Below are 16165 nucleotides of genomic sequence, written 5' to 3'. Positions count from 1 at the left end.
ATGACGAGGGTGGCGCTCATCGATGACCACGAGTCCGTGCGGCTCGGTCTGGTCGCGGCGATCGGGCGCGCAGGCTGGGAGGCCGCGTACGCAGGGCCGACCGTGACCGACTACCTCGCGTGGCGCACCACGACGTCCGCGCCCGCGGCCGACGTCGTGCTGCTCGACCTGACGCTCGGCGACGGCACGACCGTGACCGAGAACGTCGTGCGCCTCGCCGTCGACTCATCTGTCATCATCCATTCGGTCGCCGACCGACCGGCCGCCGTGCGCGAGGCGCTCGCCGCGGGTGCCGTGGGCGTCGTCAGCAAGGCGTCGCCGATCGGAGACGTGATCGACGCCGTCGGCATCGTCGCGCGGGGGGAGCAGCTCAACAACATCGAGTGGGCGAGCGCCGTCGAGGGCGACAGGGACTTCGCCGACGCACAGCTCTCCGCGCGCGAGCGGGAGGTGCTCCGGCTCTACGCCGCCGGCCTTCCGCTGAAGGCCGTCGCCGATCAGCTGGGGGTCGCGTACTCCACGGCGAAGGAGAACATCACCCGCGTGCGGGTGAAGTACACCGACGTCGGGCGCCCCGCGCCGACCAAGGTCGACCTGCTCCGGCGCGCCGTGGAGGACGGCATCGTCGACCCGCTCGCCGAGGAACGGCCGGGTGTCGGATAAGCCGTCGCTGATCGACGACGCCTGGTTCCGCGTCCCGCGGATCTTCGCGTCGTCGTCATCCGGGCCCGGCCACTTCACGAGGGGCCGGTTCGAGCGCATCGTGCAGGGGCTCGTCGCCCTGAGCGCGCTCGTGCTCGGCGCGCAGGCCGTCGTGATCGCGGTCACGAGCGGCCAGCATGCGGAGCATCCCGTTCCTGTGATCGTCACGTTCGCGGCGCTGGCCGTGATGGTCGTCGCGTGCGCGGCCGGGCGGTTCGCCCGCCTCGCGGCGGGCACGTTCGCCGTCGCGTACGTCGCCATGATGGTGTGGTGGGCGCTCGCCGACTCCGAGGCCGTCGACCCGACCCAGCAGCCGTGGCCGTACTACCTCCTCACCGTCGTCGTCGGCGCCTCGGTGGTCGCGTTCCCGTTCGGCCTGCAGGTGGTCTGGGCCTACGTGCCGCCGCTCGCGTTCGGGATCGCGCAGCTGCTGCGCGCCGCGTTCGCGCCTGAGGCCTGGCAGGTCCTCGTCTGGGACGTCTCGATGGCGATCCTCCTCAACCTGCTCGTCGTGACGCTCGGATGGATGTTCCGCGCGATCTCCGACGGCGTCGACAGCGCACGCGTGCGGGCCGTCGAGGCGTACACGCAGGCACAGGCGGAGGAGGCGGCGGAGCAGGAGCGCGTCGAGGTGGCGATGCTGATGCACGACAGCGTGCTGGCGGCGCTCATCGCGGCGGCGCGCGCCGAATCGCAGCGCGAGCGCGACCTCGCCGTCGAGATGTCGCGGGAAGCGCTCACCCGGCTGGCAGACGCGGGCAGCGCCGCACCGGAGGGCAGCGACGAGCCCCGCACGGCGTGCGAGATCGCCTCGGCGATCGAGCGCGCCGCCGGCGAGCTCGGGGTCGAGCTCGATGTGCCGGCCGAAGCCCCGGATGACGCGGGCAGCAGCGTCGGCGTGGTCCCGGGCCGCGTCGCCCGCGCGCTCGTGCTCGCCGCGAAGCAGGCGATCGCGAACGCCGTGCAGCACGCGGATGGCGCGGGGCTCGCCGCGCGCGTCAGCGCCGAACCCGCGGGGGTGCGCGTCGAGATCTCGGACAGGGGACCAGGGCTCGATGTCGAAGCGATCCCGGCGGACAGGATCGGGATCCGGGGGTCGATCGTCGCACGGATGGGCGCCATCGGCGGCGCGGCCGCCGTCGAATCGGGGCCCAAGGGCACGATCGTGCGCCTCGAATGGCGGGCGGTCGCATCCGTGCACGACCGCGGCGAAGGAGGCGAGTCGTGACCATCCGGCGCATGCTGATGGCGATCGCTCTCGCGTTCGCCTGCTACTTCCTCATCCGGGGCATCGTGATCGTCTTCATCGTGCCCCACCCGGCTCTCCACGTCGCCGCCGTCGTGATCTGGGCGGCGGCGCTCGCCGCGGCGCTCTGGCTGCCGGGCGAAGAGCGCGACGGCGTGCCCGCCGAGAAGCACTCGCCGTCGAGGCTGCCGCTGTGGGCGGCGATCGCGGTCGTCGTCGCGGTCGTGGCGGCTCAGCTGCTCGCCGTGGCGGCGAGCGGAGAGAAGATCCACGAACCCATCGTCGCGACGATGTTCGGGGCCGCCGGTCAGGCGTTCACCGTTGTCGCGGTGCGGCGGCGGCCGGGTTGGGCGTGGGGCGGGGTCTGCGCGACGGCCGTCATCGGCGTCAGCGCGATGGGCATCGCCCACGCACAGGGGAGGGGCCTGCTCGGCACGTTCCTCTGGGTCGCCGTCGCGCAGCTTCTCGTGTGGGCCGTCGACAGGGCGCGCCACGACACAGCGGAGCTGATGCGCCTGCAGCAGACGGCCGCCTCGTGGCAGGCGGCCCAGGAAGCGCGGCGCACCGAGCGACGCGAGCGCGTGCGCTTCGCGCTCGCCGAAGCGGGGCCCGTGCTGACGAAGGTCGTCTCCTCGGGCGGGATGCTCGACGAGGAAGAGCGCGACGAGGCGCTCATCGCCGAAGGAACGCTGCGCGACGAGCTGCGCGCGCACCGGCTGCTCGACGCCGAGGTGCGCGGCGCGATCCGGCGCGCCCGGATGCAGGGCGTGAGCGTGACGGTCACCGACGACGACGCGCTGACCGACCTCGACGCCGCCGAGCTGCGAAAGGTCAGGCACGCGCTCTCGGAGGCGCTGCGCGGCACCGACGCCGACCGCATCATCATCCGCACGAGCGCCACGCCGACGACAGCTGTCACGATCGTCGGCCGGAGCGCGTCGCCGACGCCGGACGACGACGGCATCGCGATGTGGCAGGAGATCCCCCGGCCGTGAGCGCCGACGGGGGCGGGACGGCGCGCCTCGACCGCGCCCGTCAGCCCTCACCCTCCTGCGGCGGCAGCGCCGCGACGATGGGGTGGTCGAACGCGTACGTGCCGACCTTCGCCGCGCCGCCGGGCGAGCCGAGCTCCTCGAAGAAGCCGACGTTCGCGGTGTAGTAGTCCTGCCACTCATCGGGCAGGTCGTCCTCGTAGTAGATCGCCTCGACGGGGCAGACGGGCTCGCAGGCGCCGCAGTCGACGCACTCGTCGGGGTGGATGTAGAGCGAGCGCTCGCCCTCGTAGATGCAGTCGACGGGGCACTCGTCGATGCAGGCGCGGTCCTTCACATCGACGCACGGGAGCGCGATGACGTACGTCATTCGACCAGAGCCCCCTCGCGTGAGACCGCCACCTGCTCCTCGCGCGGCACGACCTTGACGCGCTCGCGCGCGTGCTCGTGCGTCTCGCCGAGGTGGCGCTCGTAGGCGTCCAGGGCGAGCCAGCCGTCCCACGTGGTGTACTCCGTGTCGCGCTCGTCCAGCAGGTCGAGGACGTCGGCGGAATCGACAGCGGAGAGCGCCCCCGCCTCGGCATCGGCGACGAGGTTCGTGATCGTCTCGAGCGCGTCGGACTTGGTGTGGCCGATCAGGCCGACGGGACCGCGCTTGATCCACCCGGTCGCGTACAGGCCCTGCTCGCCGTCGACGCGCCCCGCCTCGTTCGGGATGACGCCGCGCGCCTCGTCGAAGGGGGCCCCGATCACGCGCGAGCCGTAGTAGCCCACGGCGCGGTAGACGGCCTGCACGGGGTACTCCCGGATCTCGTCGGTCACCACGAGGGCGCCGTCGGCGCCGGTCTCGGTCCGCGCGAAGCGGATCGACTCGACGCGCCCTTCGCCCTCGATCGACACCGGCGCGTGCCGGAAGTGCAGGTGCAGCCGCCGCGACGCGGTGCCCTCGGGGCGCTCGCGCCACTTGTTCAGCGTGCGCAGCATCACCTTCAGCTGGTTGTTCGCCGCGGCGGCCGGGTCGACGCCGTCGAAGTCCTCGTCGTGCAGCACGATGTCGACGCCCGGCACCTCGCCCAGCTCGCGCAGCTCGATCGGCGTGAACTTGATGTCGGCGGGCCCGCGGCGACCGAACACGTGCACGTCCGTGACAGCGGAGGCCTCGAGACCGGTGAGCACGTTGTCGGGGACCTCGGTCGAGCGCAGGTCGACGGCGTGCTTGGCGAGCACCCTGGCGACGTCGAGCGCCACGTTGCCGTTGCCGATCACGGCGACCTCGCGGGCCTCCAGCGGCCAGGTGCGCGCGACATCCGGGTGCCCGTCGAACCAGGCGACGAAGTCGGCGGCCCCGTACGAGCCCGGCAGGTCGACGCCGGGCACATCGAGCGCCGCGTCCTGGATCGCGCCCGTGGCGAGGATGACGGCGCTGTAGCGCTCCCGCAGCTCGTCGAGGTCGATGTCCTTGCCCACCTCGACGTTGCCGATGAACCGGATGTTGCGCCGGGCCGCCTCGCCCTCGGGCACCTCGGCCTGCGCGTCGAGCATCTCGTGCAGCGAGTTCACGATGCCCTTGATGCGGGGGTGGTCGGGTGCGACGCCGTACCGGATGAGGCCGTAGGGGGCCGGCAGCGACTCGAACAGGTCGATCTCGACGCGGCCGCCGCGCTCGGCGACGGCGTTCGTCAGCAGGTTGCCGGCGTAGATGCCGGCGGGGCCGGCGCCGACGATCGCGACGCGCAGGGCGAGAGGTGCAGAGGTCATGGACAGGGCCTTTCAATCGGAAGCTGTGGGGGATGCCGCGTGCGGGCTGAGGCGCACGACGTCGCCGACGACGATCACGGCGGGGGAGCGCACCCGGCGGGCGGCCGCGAGCTGCGTGATCGTGCCGAGCGTGCCGATCGTGACGCGCTGGTTCTCGCCGTAGCCGTCCTCGACGATCGCGACGGGGCAGTCGGCGCCCCTCCCGCCGGAGGCGAGCACGTGCGCCGAGTGGCCGAGGGTGTTCACTCCCATCAGCAGCACGACCGTGTGCTCTCCGCCGGCGCGGGCGACGGCGCCGCCCGGCTCGAGCTGGTCGTGCGCGCTCGTGACGGTGAAGGTCGTCGCGACCCCGCGGTGGGTCAGGGGGATCCCCGCGATCGCGGGGACGGACACGGCGCTCGTGACGCCGGGAACGACGTCGACGACGATGCCGGCCGTCTCGCAGTGGATCTGCTCCTCGCGGCCGCGGCCGAAGACGAAGGGATCGCCGCCCTTGAGGCGCACGACGCGCCTGCCGGCGGACGCGTGCCGGACGAGGAGGTCGTTGATCTCGTCCTGCGGTACCTGGTGGTGGCCGGGGAGCTTGCCGACGTCGATGACCTCGCCGCCGAGTTCGACGCCGTCTGCGGCGAGCTGCTCCAGCACGGCGCGGGCGCCGAGCCGGTCGGCGACGATCACGTCGGCCGCCTGCAGGGCGCGCAGACCGCCCAGGGTCAGCAGCCCGGCGTCGCCCGGCCCCGCGCCGACGAGGGTGACGGACCCGCTCATCGCCCGTCTCCCTGGGCGAGGCCCCGGCCGCGCAGCAGCCTGCGCTCGAGCGGGCCGAACACGAGCAGCTCGATGAGCACGCCGATCGCGAGGATCAGGAGGATCGTGCCGAGCACGCCCGCCAGGTCGGCGAGCTCGCGGGACTGCTGCAGCATCGAGCCGAGGCCGAAGCCGATGGAGCCGCCGACGGCGATGATCTCGGCTGCCATCAGCGAGCGCCAGGAGAAGGCCCAGCCCTGCTTCAGGCCCGCGACGTAGCCGGGCAGAGCGGCGGGCAGCACGACGGCGCTCGCCAACTGCCAGCGGCTCGCGCCGAGCACGACGCCGGCCCGGCGCAGCTGCGGCGGCACCTGGTCGATGCCCGACAGCAGGCCGTTGATGATCGAGGGGATCGCTCCCATCAGGATCACGAAGTACACGGTGGCGTCGGAGAGGCCGAACCAGATGATCGCCGCGGGAACCCAGGCGACCGACGGCAGCACCTGCAGGCCGGAGATCAGCGGCCCGGCCGCGCGGCGGAGCCAGCGCCATTCCGCCAGCAGCAGGCCCAACGGCGTGCCGACGACGATCGCGATGACGAAGCCGATGATGCCGCGCTCGAGGCTGGTCAGCAGGGCCTCCTGCAGGCGCCCCTGTCCCCACGCGTCGCCGAGCGCGCCGAGCACCCGGAGCGGCCCCGGCGAGATGTCGGGGCGCGGCTGGGCGATCACGACGTACAGCTGCCAGGCGGCCAGCAGCGCGACGAGGAGGACGACGGGGGGAAGCGCCTTGGCCAGCACGCCGCGCCACGCGGGGGTGCGCAGCGCGTCGTCGCTCTGCAGGCGGTCGAGGCCGGCCGCCAGCGCGTCGACGTCGCCCTTCGGGTCGGCGCTGCGGCGCCCGCGCTCACCGGCGGAGCGCGCCGCGGTGCTCTGCTCAGCGGGCATTGCGGCGGATCTCCCCTCGCAGCTCTGCGGTGATCTCGGCGGCGAGCGCCGCGGAATCCGGGGTGTCCGTGCGGCGCCCGCCCCTGCCGCCGAGGCGCCATTCGCGGGCGATGCGGCCGGGGCGGCTGGAGAGCAGGACGACGCGCTGCCCGAGCCGGACGGCCTCGAGCACGTTGTGCGTGACGAACACGATCGTGCGCCCCGTCGCGCGCCACACTCGCTCGAGCTCCTCGTGCAGGAGGTCGCGCGTGATGGCATCGAGGGCGGCGAACGGCTCGTCCATCAGCAGAACCGGTCGGTCCTGTGCGAGCGCCCTCGCGAGCGCGACGCGCTGCCGCATCCCGCCCGAGAGCTCGTGCGGCCTCTTGTCGCCCGCGTCCGCGAGGTTCACGGTCGCGAGCAGGCGCTGCGCCTCCTCGGTGCGCTGCGCGCGCGGCATGCCGCGCAGCCGCAGCGCGAGCTCGACGTTGCGCCGGGCGCTCAGCCACGGCATCAGCGCCGACTCCTGGAACATCACGGCCGCGCCCTCGCCGGGGACGTCGATCGAGCCGGCCGTCGCGGGTTCGAGCCCGGCGATCAGGTTGAGCAGGGTCGATTTGCCGCATCCGGATGCCCCGAGCAGGCAGACGAACTCGCCCGGCGCGATATCGAGGGAGACGTCGTCGAGCACGACGGGGCCCGTGCCGTAGCGCTTGCTCGCGCTCCGCACGCGCACGATCGGCTCGGCGGGCGGCGCGGACGGCGGCGGCGCGAAGCCGTCGAAGCTCGGAGCGAAGACGGGAGGGGCGGGCGTCCCGGCCGGCACGGTCATCGGTCCGCCCCCAGTCCGCCCGCCGAGACCGGCTCCCGGCCAGCCCGATCGAGCTGCGCGTTCAGGGCGGCCAGGTCGAAGATCCCGTCGATCGGCCCCTCTTTCTGCGTGCCGGCGGCGATGCCGTCCGCCACGAGCGCCTCGAAGGCACCGGCGTGCGGGTCGACCGAGAAGGTGACGTTCCCGAGGGCGCGGTGCAGGACCTCGTCCGTCAGGCCCTGGCCGGTGGCGTCCGTCAGCGCTCGGTTCACGGCATCCGGAGCGGCCTCGTCGTTGTCGTTCAACCAGTCGACCGCGTCGACGTGCCCCGCGATGAGCTTTTCGACGAGGTCGGGGCGCTCGTCGGCGAAGTCGGCCCGCACGAGCAGCACCGTCGTCGGGAACGCGCCGTCGGGCCAGAGGTCGGCCTCGTCGACGAGCACGTCGGCGCCGGCGTCGACCACCAGGCGCGACGCCCACGGTTCGGGAAGCCAGGCGCCGTCGAGCTCGCCTTTCTGAAACAGCGTCAGCGCGAGCGCACCGCTCGTCGGTGTGATCGTGACGTCCCCGCCGCTCGTGATCGAGGTCTCGTAGCCGGAGTCCGCCAGCCAGGCCCGCAGCGCCACGTCCTGCGTGTTGCCGAGCTGCGGGCTGGCGAGGTCCGCACCGGCCAGGTCGGCCGCTGAATCGATGCCGTCCCGCACCACGAGGGACGCGCCGCCGGATGTCGCGCCCGCGATGATCCTCGCCGAGCGTCCGCCCGATTGGATGTACGTGTTGATCGCCGGGTTCGGCCCGACGTACGCCGCATCGATAGATCCAGCCGTCAGCGCTTCGATGGCCGCGGGGCCCGCGCCCAAGAGCTCCGGCTTCAGCTCGGTGTCGCCGAGCGCGTCCTGCAACAGCCCCCGCTGTACGCCGATGAGGGCCGGGGCGTGCGTGACGTTGGCGAAGTATCCGAGGCGCACCTCGTCGGCGGCCTCGGCCCCGCTCGCCCCGGAGGCGCAGCCGGCGAGCATCATGGCCCCGATTCCCAGGGTGCCGACGGTCGCTGCGGCGCGGCTGACGTTCACGGTTCGCCTCCTCTGGCGGTCTCTGCGGCGGTGCGGGGGTCAGTCGACGACGGTGGCGGCGGCGAGCGTCGCCCCGTCGACGGGGTGGATCAGCAGCAGCGAGCCGGCGGAGCGGTTCTCGGCGTAGCGCTCGAGCGGGAGGTCGACGGCGAAGCGCAGGCGCACGCGGCCGATCTCGTTCACGGCGAGCCGATCGGCGTCGTCGTGCGCGAGCGTCTCGAGGTCGCGGCGGTCGATGATCTCCGACACGAGGGCCTGCACCGTGGCCGTGCCGTGCTTGACGAGCACCTTGGCACCCGCGACGACGTCGCGCGGGTCGAGCTGGAAGAGCTCGACGACGGCCTCGCGGCGCGGTTCGGGTGCGGTGCCGGCGGCCACGATGACGGCGCCGCGGGCCGCATCGACGTCGTCGGCGAGCGTCACGGCGATCGACTGACCGGTGCCGGCGGCGCCCGCCTCGGCGCCGGCGACGCTGATGCCCGTGACGACGGTCTCGTGCGCGCCGGGGACGACCTGCACGCGGTCGCCCACGCGGAGCGATCCGGACGACACGCGGCCGGCGAAGCCGCGGTAGTCGCGGTACCCCTCCGCCTCTTCGGCGGGGATGCGCGGGTCGAGCCCGCCCTGGGGGCGCAGCACGACCTGCACCGGCAGGCGGAACGGCTCGCGCGCCTCCTCCGCCTCGTCCTGGGTCGGCAGCGATTCGAGCAGCTCGATGAGCGTCGGGCCCGTGTACCACGGCGTGCGCGGCGACCGGTCGACGACATTGTCGCCCTCCAGCGCCGACACGGGGAGCACGTGCACGCCCGACAGGCCGAGCTGTTCGGCGACGCGTTCGGTCTCGAGCTCGATCTCGACGAAGCGGTCCTCGTCGAACCCCGTGAGGTCGATCTTGTTGACCGCGACGATGACGTGCTGCACGCGCAGGAGCGACACGACGGCGAGGTGCCGGCGGGTCTGCTCGACGACGCCCTTGCGCGCGTCGACGAGCACGATCACGGCGTCGGCAGTGGCCGAACCGGTGACCATGTTGCGGGTGTACTGCACGTGGCCGGGGCAGTCGGCGAGGACGAAGCTGCGTCGGTCGGTCGCGAAGTAGCGGTACGCGACGTCGATCGTGATGCCCTGTTCGCGTTCGGCGCGCAGGCCGTCGGTGAGGAGGGCGAAGTCGAACTCGCCGTGCGCGAAGCCGCGGGCCCGCGAGGTCGTCGCGACCTGGTCGAGCTGGTCGGCGAGGATCGCCTTCGCGTCGTGCAGCAGCCGGCCGACGAGGGTCGACTTGCCGTCGTCGACCGAGCCCGCCGTCGCGAACCGGAACAGCGTGGTGTCGGTGATCGTCGCGGTCATCAGAAGTATCCGTCCTTCTTGCGGTCCTCCATGGCGGCTTCGCTGATGCGATCGTCCGCCCGGGTGGCACCGCGCTCGGTGAGGGTGGAGGCGGCGACCTCGGCCACGACGGCGACCGTGTCCGACGCGCCCGATTCGACCGCGCCGGTGCAGCTCATGTCGCCCACCGTGCGGTAGCGCACGACCCGCGTCTCGATCTGCTCGCCCTCGCGCGGCTGCGAGAACTCGCCGACCGCCCACCACATGCCGTCGCGGCGGAACACGTCGCGCTCCGCCGCGTAGTACAGCGGCGGCAGGGCGATGCCCTCGCGCTCGATGTAGCGCCAGACGTCGAGCTCGGTCCAGTTCGAGATCGGGAAGGCGCGCACGTGCTGGCCCGGCGTGTGGCGGCCGTTGTACAGGCTCCACAGCTCGGGGCGCTGGTTGCGCGGGTCCCACTGGCCGAACTCGTCGCGCAGCGAGATGATCCGCTCCTTGGCGCGCGCCTTGTCCTCGTCGCGGCGCGCGCCGCCGAAGACGGCGTCGTGCCTGCCCGCGGCGATCGCGTCCAGCAGCGGCTGCGTCTGCAGCGTGTTCCTGGTGCCGTCGCGGCGTTCGGCGAGGCGGCCGTCGTCGATGTACTCCTGCACGCTCGCGACCTCGAGCGTGAGCCCGAGGCGCTCGACCGTCTCGTCGCGGAACGCGATGACCTCGGGGAAGTTGTGACCCGTGTCGACGTGCAGCACGGGGAAGGGCACGCGGCCAGGAGCGAACGCCTTGGTGGCCAGGTGCAGCACCAGCACGGAGTCCTTGCCGCCCGAGAACAGCAGCACAGGGCGCTCGAACTCGGCGACGACCTCCCGGATGATGTGGATCGCCTCGGCCTCGAGCTGGTCGAGTGCGGACAGCGACGTCGCAGGGGCGAGGGTCTTCTCGATGGTCATACGTGCAGCCCGCATTCTGTCTTCGCCTGCCCGGCCCAGCGGCCGGAGCGGGGGTCTTCGCCGGGTGCGACCGGCTTGGTGCACGGCTCGCAGCCGATGGAGGGGTAGCCGAAATCGACGAGGAGGTTGACGGGGGCCTTGTGCTCGGCGGCGTACTCGAGCACGTCGTCGAAGCTCCACGCCGCGACGGGGTTGACCTTGACGAGCCCGTTGCGCTCGTCGAACGTGACGAGCGGGGTGTTCGTGCGGGTCGGGGCCTCGTTGCGCCGCACGCCCGTGAACCACACTTCGTAGCCCCCGAGCGCCTCGCGCAGGGGAGCGACCTTGCGGCGGGCGCAGCACAGCGCGGCGTCGCGCTCGAACAGCTTCGCGCCGTACTCGGCGTCCTGTTCTGCGACCGTCTGCTCGGGCGTCACGTCGACGATGCGCACGTCGAGCACCCGGGCGACCTCGTCGCGCGTCGCGTACGTCTCGACGAAGTGGTACCCCGTGTCGAGGAACAGGACGTCGACGCCCGACAGCTGCTCGGCGACGAGGTGAGGCAGGGCGGCGTCCGCCATCGAGCAGGCCACGGCGGCGGCGCCCACGCCGAAGTTGCGGGCGACCCACGCGACGACCTCGGCGGGGGACGCCTCGTGGTCGGTCAGGCTGCCGAGCTCGGCGTTGCCGCTCTCGGCGAGCGCCTTCAGCTCCTCCGCGGTGCGCTTGGTCCGGATGCGGGGTGCGAGACTGACGCTCACTGCAGAGCCTCCTCATCGGCGCGGTGCGCCCAGTGGGCGAACGTCTCGCCCTCCGAGCGGTCGGCGAGGTATCGCCGGATGACCCGCTCCGCGTAGTCGGCGATGCCGTCGGCCGGGACCTTCAGGCCGCGGACGGTGCGGCCGAGGCCCGCCTCGTCACGGTCGACGCCGGCGAGGCCGCCGCCGAGGTGCACCTGGTAGCCGGGTACCTGCTCGCCGTCGATCATGACGAGCTGGCCCTTCAGGCCGATATCGGCGACCTGGATTCGGGCGCACGAGTTCGGGCAGCCGTTCACGTGCAGTGTGATGGGGCGGCCGATCTCGGGCTCGAGCTCGCCGAGGCGCTCCTCCAGCTGCGTGATGGCGTTCGCCGCGTTGGCCTTGGTCTCGACGATCGCGAGCTTGCAGTACTCGATGCCCGTGCAGGCGATCGTGCCGCGGCGGAACAGGCTCGGCCGGGCCGAGAGCCCGATCGCGTCGAGGCCGGCGACGAGGCCGTCGACCTCGCCCTCCGGCACGTCCAGCACGAGCAGCTTCTGGTGGGGCGTCGTGCGGATGCGGCGCGAGCCGTGGACTTCGGCGAGGTCGGCGAGCGCCGTCAGGGCGCTGCCCGAGACCCGGCCGACGAGCGGGGCGGCGCCGACGTAGAACCGCCCGTCCTTCTGGCGGTGCACGCCGACGTGGTCGCCGATCGTCGTGGGGGTCGGTGCGGCGGGGCCGTCGGGCAGGGGAGCGTCGAGGTACTCGGTCTCGAGCACCTCGCGGAACTTCTCGACGCCCCAGTCTGCGAGCAGGAACTTCAGTCGTGCCTTGTTGCGCAGCCGGCGGTAGCCGTAATCGCGGAAGATCTGGGTGACGCCGTGCCACACCTCGCCGACCCTGTCGGGCGCGACGAAGGCGCCGAGTCGCTCGCCGAGGCGCGGAACGGCGGCCAGCGCCCCGCCGACCCAGATGTCGTATCCGATGCCGAGCTCGGGGTGCTCGACCGCCACGAACGCGCAGTCGTTGATCTCGTGCACCACGTCCTGGCTGGGGTGCCCCGTGATGGCGGTCTTGTACTTGCGCGGCAGGTTCGCGAGGGTCTCGTCGCCGAGGAAGCGGTCGGCGATCTCCCGGATCTGCGGGGTCGGGTCGATGATCTCGTCGGCGGCGATGCCCGCGACGGGGGAGCCGAGGATGACGCGCGGCACGTCGCCGCATGCCTCGGTCGTGCTCAGGCCCACGGCCTCGAGGCGCCGCCAGATCTCCGGCACGTCCTCGACCTGCACCCAGTGCAGCTGCACGTTCTGGCGGTCGGTCATGTCGGCGCTGTCGCGGGCGAACTCCGTGGAGATCTCGCCGATGACGCGGAGCTGCTCCGTCGTGAGCTGGCCGCCGTCGATGCGCACGCGCAGCATGAAGTACTCGTCCTCGAGCTCGTGCGGCTCGAGCTGGGCCGTGCGGCCGCCGTCGATCCCCGGCTTGCGCTGCGTGTACAGGCCCCACCAGCGGAAGCGCCCGTGCAGGTCCGTCGGGTCGATCGACGAGAAGCCGCCCTTCGCGTAGACCTGCTCGATGCGCTCGCGCACGTTCAGCCCGCCGTCGGCGAGCTTGAACTCCTCGTTCGCGTTCAGGGGTTCGCGGCCGTCGACGGCCCACTGCCCATGGGGCTTCGACGGCTTGCGCGCCGTGCGGGTCCTCGCACCCCGCACGGGCGTGGGCTGTTCGACGGTCATGATCTCGCTCTCCCATGTGCGGCGATCTGCCGCTGAGAGGCCAGGCTATGGAAGTTCCGACGCCGATCGGTACTGCGCGACGACACATGACGCCACGTGTCGTCACGCCGGGAAACGGAGTGAAACGAAGCCCTGCGCGCGGTCGGATGGTGCTATCTTCGGCGCCCGCGTTCGCGGCGGTGTGCGCTCGGCGGGCACGGAGAAGGCCCCGGGCGAGAGATCATCGCCCGGGGCCTGGATGCGGCCTGGTTACCCGAAAACCATCCGCGAGGGATTCGGTCTGCGCCGCCATCCCTGGGGCGGCGTGCCGAAGCGCTGATGCGCGTTTCCGGATCCAGTATCGCAACCCCGCAAGGGGTCTGTCTGTAGGAACTTTGGGGGACAAATCGGGAGGATTCGACCCGAATCAGCCCGAGAAGCGCCCCCAGCGGGCATCGCCGGGCACGCGGCGCATCCGGCGCGCCGTGCTCCACGTGGTGCGGTGCGACGGCTCGTCGGCCGTCGCCTGGCGCGACTCCTGCGCGTACGCGGCGGGGAGCACGCCCGCGAGGGCCGCGAGGTCCTCGTCGGTGGCGTTCCCCCTCGTGATCTGCACGCTCGGCAGCTCGCCGCCCTGCCGCATGACGCCGTCGCTCACAGCGGGATGTTCCCGTGCTTCTTGGGCGGCAGCTCCGCGCGCTTGCCGCGGAGGGAGCGCAGCGCCTTCGCGATCGAGACGCGGGTCTGCGCCGGCTCGATGATGCCGTCGAGCTCGCCGCGCTCCGCCGCGAGGAAGGGCGAGGCCACGTTGTAGGTGTACTCGTTGGCGAGCCGCGTGCGCACCTCGGTGACGTCCTCGCCGGCTTCCGCCGCCTTCTTCAGCTCGCCCCTGTACAGGATGTTGACGGCGCCCTGGCCGCCCATAACGGCGATCTCGGCCGTCGGCCACGCGAGGTTGACGTCGGCGCCGAGCTGCTTCGAGCCCATCACGATGTAGGCGCCGCCATAGGCCTTGCGCAGGATGACCGTGACGAGCGGAACCGTCGCCTCGGCGTACGCGTACAGCAGCTTGGCGCCGCGGCGGATGACACCCGTCCACTCCTGGTCGGTGCCAGGCAGGTATCCGGGCACGTCGACGAGCGTGACGATCGGGATCGAGAAGGCGTCGCAGAACCGCACGAACCGGGAGGCCTTCTCGCCGGCCTCGATGTTCAGCGTGCCGGCCATCTGCTGCGGCTGGTTCGCGATGATGCCGACCGAGCGGCCCTCGACGCGGCCGAAGCCGATCACGATGTTCGGCGCGAACAGCGGCTGCACCTCGAGGAACTCGTCGTCGACGACCTGATCGATGACCGACTTGACGTCGTACGGCTGATTCGGCGAATCCGGGATGACCGTGTTCAGCGAGCGGTCGCCGTCGGTCGTCTCGAACTCGAACGGAGCGTCGTAGGCGGGCGGGTCCGCCATGTTGTTGTCGGGCAGGAAGCCGATCAGCCCGCGCGCGTAGTCGAGCGCGTCGTCCTCGTCCTCGGCCAGGTAGTGCGCGACGCCCGAGCGGGTGTTGTGCGTGTGCGCACCGCCGAGCTCCTCCATGCCGACGTCCTCGCCGGTGACCGTTTTGATGACATCAGGGCCCGTGACGAACATCTGGCTGGTCTTGTCGACCATGATGACGAAGTCGGTGAGGGCGGGGGAGTAGACAGCACCGCCGGCGGCGGGGCCCATCACGATCGAGATCTGCGGGATGACGCCGGAGGCCTGCGTGTTGAGGCGGAAGATCTCGGCGTACTTGCCGAGCGCGAGCACGCCCTCCTGGATGCGGGCGCCGCCCGAGTCGAGGATGCCGATGACGGGCATGCCCCCGCGCAGCGCGAACTCCATGATCTTGATGATCTTGTTGCCGGCGACCTCGCCGAGCGAGCCGCCGAAGGTCGAGAAGTCCTGCGAGTAGACCGCGACGTTGCGGCCGTGGATCGTCGCGGTGCCCGTGACGACCGAGTCGCCGTAGGGGCGGGACTTGTCCATCCCGAACGCGGTCGTGCGGTGGCGCACGTACTCGTCGAACTCGACGAAGCTGCCGGGGTCGACCAACAGCTCGATGCGCTCGCGGGCGGTCATCTTGCCCTTGGCGTGCTGCTTTTCGACGGCCTTCGCCTCCGCCTGCGTCACGGCGTCGGCGTAGCGCTCGCGGAGGTCGTCGATCTTGCCTGCGGTCGTAGAGAGATCGGGTTCGGTCACGCGTTCCACCCTAACCGCGACACCCCGGATGGATTTGGTGGCCACGCACAACGACATCCGGAATCGTGTGTGAGATCCGGATGGTCCGTGAGATGCGTAGGCTGGCCGGGTGACGTGGGAGAAGACGACAGCCATCGGCGCCGACGTGGCCGAGGTCGCCTCGGCGGGTTCGACGAACGCCGACCTGGCGGCCCTCGCGGCGGATCGGGAGCTGCCGCACCTGAGCACGCTGCTCACCCGCGACCAGCGGGCGGGCCGCGGCAGGCTCGACCGGCAGTGGCGGGCGCCGGCCGGTGCGTCCCTGGCCGTTTCGGTGCTGCTGCGGGTCGGCGACGTTCCCGCGGCCTCCCGCGGCTGGGTGCCGCTCGCGGCGGGGAGGGCGATGGCCCGCGCCGTCGCCGCGCAGCTGCCGGGGCGCCGGGTGGGGGCGAAGTGGCCGAACGACGTGCTCGTCGACCGCCGGAAGATCTGCGGAATCCTCGCGGAGGGCACGGCCGACCCCGGCACCGTCATCGTCGGCAGCGGCGTGAACACCCGGATGACCGAGGCCGAGCTGCCGGTGCCGACCGCGACGTCGTTCGCGGCGCTCGGTGCGGAATGCGACGAGGATCGCCTGTTGGCCGACTACCTCGCGGAGCTCGACCGGATGCTTGCGGCGCTCGCCGCCGCATCCGGAGACGCCGACGCGTCGCGCGTGCGGGTGGACGTGTTGGAGACCTGCGTGACCCTCGGCCAGGAGGTGCGGGTGATGATGCCGGCGGGCGACGACATCGTCGGTACCGCGGTCACGCTGTCGGGAGACGGGCGCCTCGTCGTCGGCACGGCATCCGGGCTCGTCGATGTCGCCGCCGGCGACGTCGTGCACGTGCGCCCCGACGCCTGAGCCGCGCGAACCGCGCGCATCCCGCGCGCCCCGGCGAATTCCGAGGCGTGGCGCGGCACACTGGTGGGGACGCGCGAGAAGAGGA

16 protein-coding genes are annotated in these 16165 nt (G+C 72.2%); 4 read left to right on the top strand and 12 right to left on the bottom strand.

The features are described 5' to 3' along the window. Genes C0010_RS10190 through C0010_RS10180 form a run of 3 tightly spaced genes read left to right on the top strand, consistent with a single transcriptional unit; the run spans position 1 to position 2943 of the window. Positions 1 to 663, top strand: a complete 663-nt coding sequence (locus C0010_RS10190; RefSeq protein WP_105566966.1) for a response regulator — start codon at positions 1 to 3, stop codon at positions 661 to 663. Continuing rightward, positions 653 to 1930 carry a sensor histidine kinase gene (locus C0010_RS10185; RefSeq protein WP_105566965.1) on the top strand — a complete coding sequence of 426 codons (1278 nt, stop codon included), beginning with the start codon at positions 653 to 655 and terminating at the stop codon, positions 1928 to 1930. The genes C0010_RS10190 and C0010_RS10185 overlap by 11 nt, the downstream gene beginning before the upstream one ends. Further along, positions 1927 to 2943: a hypothetical protein gene (locus tag C0010_RS10180; protein WP_105566964.1), complete on the top strand. Its 1017-nt coding sequence runs from the start codon at positions 1927 to 1929 to the stop codon at positions 2941 to 2943. Before C0010_RS10185 ends, C0010_RS10180 begins: the two co-directional genes overlap by 4 nt. 40 nt (positions 2944 to 2983) lie before the next feature. Here C0010_RS10180 and fdxA read toward each other — a convergent pair whose 3' ends face one another. The 12 genes from fdxA to C0010_RS10120 form a co-directional block, all read right to left on the bottom strand. Beyond that, a complete protein-coding gene (fdxA, locus tag C0010_RS10175; RefSeq protein WP_105566963.1) occupies positions 2984 to 3310 on the bottom strand; it encodes a ferredoxin in 327 nt (108 codons plus the stop codon). Continuing rightward, positions 3307 to 4698: an FAD-dependent oxidoreductase gene (locus tag C0010_RS10170; RefSeq protein ID WP_105566962.1), complete on the bottom strand. Its 1392-nt coding sequence runs from the start codon at positions 4696 to 4698 to the stop codon at positions 3307 to 3309. The genes fdxA and C0010_RS10170 overlap by 4 nt, the downstream gene beginning before the upstream one ends. A gap of 12 nt (positions 4699 to 4710) precedes the next feature. Beyond that, positions 4711 to 5466, bottom strand: coding sequence for a uroporphyrinogen-III C-methyltransferase (gene cobA / locus C0010_RS10165; RefSeq protein WP_105566961.1), 756 nt, complete (start codon positions 5464 to 5466; stop codon positions 4711 to 4713). Then, entirely contained in the window at positions 5463 to 6392 is a 930-nt protein-coding gene (locus C0010_RS10160) for an ABC transporter permease (RefSeq protein ID WP_105566960.1), read from the bottom strand. The genes cobA and C0010_RS10160 overlap by 4 nt, the downstream gene beginning before the upstream one ends. Further along, positions 6382 to 7203: an ABC transporter ATP-binding protein gene (locus tag C0010_RS10155; protein ID WP_105566959.1), complete on the bottom strand. Its 822-nt coding sequence runs from the start codon at positions 7201 to 7203 to the stop codon at positions 6382 to 6384. Before C0010_RS10155 ends, C0010_RS10160 begins: the two co-directional genes overlap by 11 nt. Beyond that, positions 7200 to 8255, bottom strand: a complete 1056-nt coding sequence (locus tag C0010_RS10150) for an ABC transporter substrate-binding protein (protein ID WP_232531908.1) — start codon at positions 8253 to 8255, stop codon at positions 7200 to 7202. Before C0010_RS10150 ends, C0010_RS10155 begins: the two co-directional genes overlap by 4 nt. A 39-nt stretch (positions 8256 to 8294) precedes the next feature. Beyond that, positions 8295 to 9602, bottom strand: a complete 1308-nt coding sequence (locus tag C0010_RS10145; RefSeq protein WP_105566958.1) for a sulfate adenylyltransferase subunit 1 — start codon at positions 9600 to 9602, stop codon at positions 8295 to 8297. Further along, complete coding sequence (cysD, locus tag C0010_RS10140; RefSeq protein ID WP_105566957.1) at positions 9602 to 10525, bottom strand: sulfate adenylyltransferase subunit CysD; 924 nt, start codon at positions 10523 to 10525, stop codon at positions 9602 to 9604. The genes C0010_RS10145 and cysD overlap by 1 nt, the downstream gene beginning before the upstream one ends. Next, on the bottom strand, positions 10522 to 11265 hold the full coding sequence (locus C0010_RS10135; RefSeq protein ID WP_105566956.1) for a phosphoadenylyl-sulfate reductase: 744 nt from the start codon (positions 11263 to 11265) through the stop codon (positions 10522 to 10524). The genes cysD and C0010_RS10135 overlap by 4 nt, the downstream gene beginning before the upstream one ends. Further along, positions 11262 to 12980, bottom strand: coding sequence for a nitrite/sulfite reductase (locus C0010_RS10130; protein WP_105566955.1), 1719 nt, complete (start codon positions 12978 to 12980; stop codon positions 11262 to 11264). The genes C0010_RS10135 and C0010_RS10130 overlap by 4 nt, the downstream gene beginning before the upstream one ends. A gap of 406 nt (positions 12981 to 13386) precedes the next feature. Beyond that, positions 13387 to 13617, bottom strand: a complete 231-nt coding sequence (locus C0010_RS10125) for an acyl-CoA carboxylase subunit epsilon (RefSeq protein WP_232531907.1) — start codon at positions 13615 to 13617, stop codon at positions 13387 to 13389. Continuing rightward, positions 13614 to 15206, bottom strand: a complete 1593-nt coding sequence (locus C0010_RS10120) for an acyl-CoA carboxylase subunit beta (protein WP_232531906.1) — start codon at positions 15204 to 15206, stop codon at positions 13614 to 13616. Before C0010_RS10120 ends, C0010_RS10125 begins: the two co-directional genes overlap by 4 nt. Positions 15207 to 15306: 100 nt before the next feature. Between C0010_RS10120 and C0010_RS10115 the strand changes: the two genes are divergently transcribed. After that, a complete protein-coding gene (locus tag C0010_RS10115; RefSeq protein WP_105566953.1) occupies positions 15307 to 16080 on the top strand; it encodes a biotin--[acetyl-CoA-carboxylase] ligase in 774 nt (257 codons plus the stop codon). Positions 16081 to 16165: the final 85 nt, after the last annotated feature.

Origin of the sequence: Microbacterium halophytorum, from assembly GCF_002970975.1 — a bacterium.
GTDB classification, from domain to species: domain Bacteria; phylum Actinomycetota; class Actinomycetes; order Actinomycetales; family Microbacteriaceae; genus Microbacterium; species Microbacterium halophytorum.
This window is presented reverse-complemented; position numbering and strand designations above follow the sequence as displayed.

Excerpts from the sequence above, each read along its gene's own strand:
- C0010_RS10190 (WP_105566966.1), top strand. The coding sequence starts at position 1 with ATGACGAGGGTGGCGCTCATCGATGACCACGAGTCCGTGCGGCTCGGT.
- fdxA (WP_105566963.1), bottom strand. The coding sequence starts at position 3,310 with ATGACGTACGTCATCGCGCTCCCGTGCGTCGATGTGAAGGACCGCGCC.
- C0010_RS10170 (WP_105566962.1), bottom strand. The coding sequence starts at position 4,698 with ATGACCTCTGCACCTCTCGCCCTGCGCGTCGCGATCGTCGGCGCCGGC.
- cobA (WP_105566961.1), bottom strand. The coding sequence starts at position 5,466 with ATGAGCGGGTCCGTCACCCTCGTCGGCGCGGGGCCGGGCGACGCCGGG.
- C0010_RS10160 (WP_105566960.1), bottom strand. The coding sequence starts at position 6,392 with ATGCCCGCTGAGCAGAGCACCGCGGCGCGCTCCGCCGGTGAGCGCGGG.
- C0010_RS10155 (WP_105566959.1), bottom strand. The coding sequence starts at position 7,203 with ATGACCGTGCCGGCCGGGACGCCCGCCCCTCCCGTCTTCGCTCCGAGC.
- C0010_RS10145 (WP_105566958.1), bottom strand. The coding sequence starts at position 9,602 with ATGACCGCGACGATCACCGACACCACGCTGTTCCGGTTCGCGACGGCG.
- cysD (WP_105566957.1), bottom strand. The coding sequence starts at position 10,525 with ATGACCATCGAGAAGACCCTCGCCCCTGCGACGTCGCTGTCCGCACTC.
- C0010_RS10130 (WP_105566955.1), bottom strand. The coding sequence starts at position 12,980 with ATGACCGTCGAACAGCCCACGCCCGTGCGGGGTGCGAGGACCCGCACG.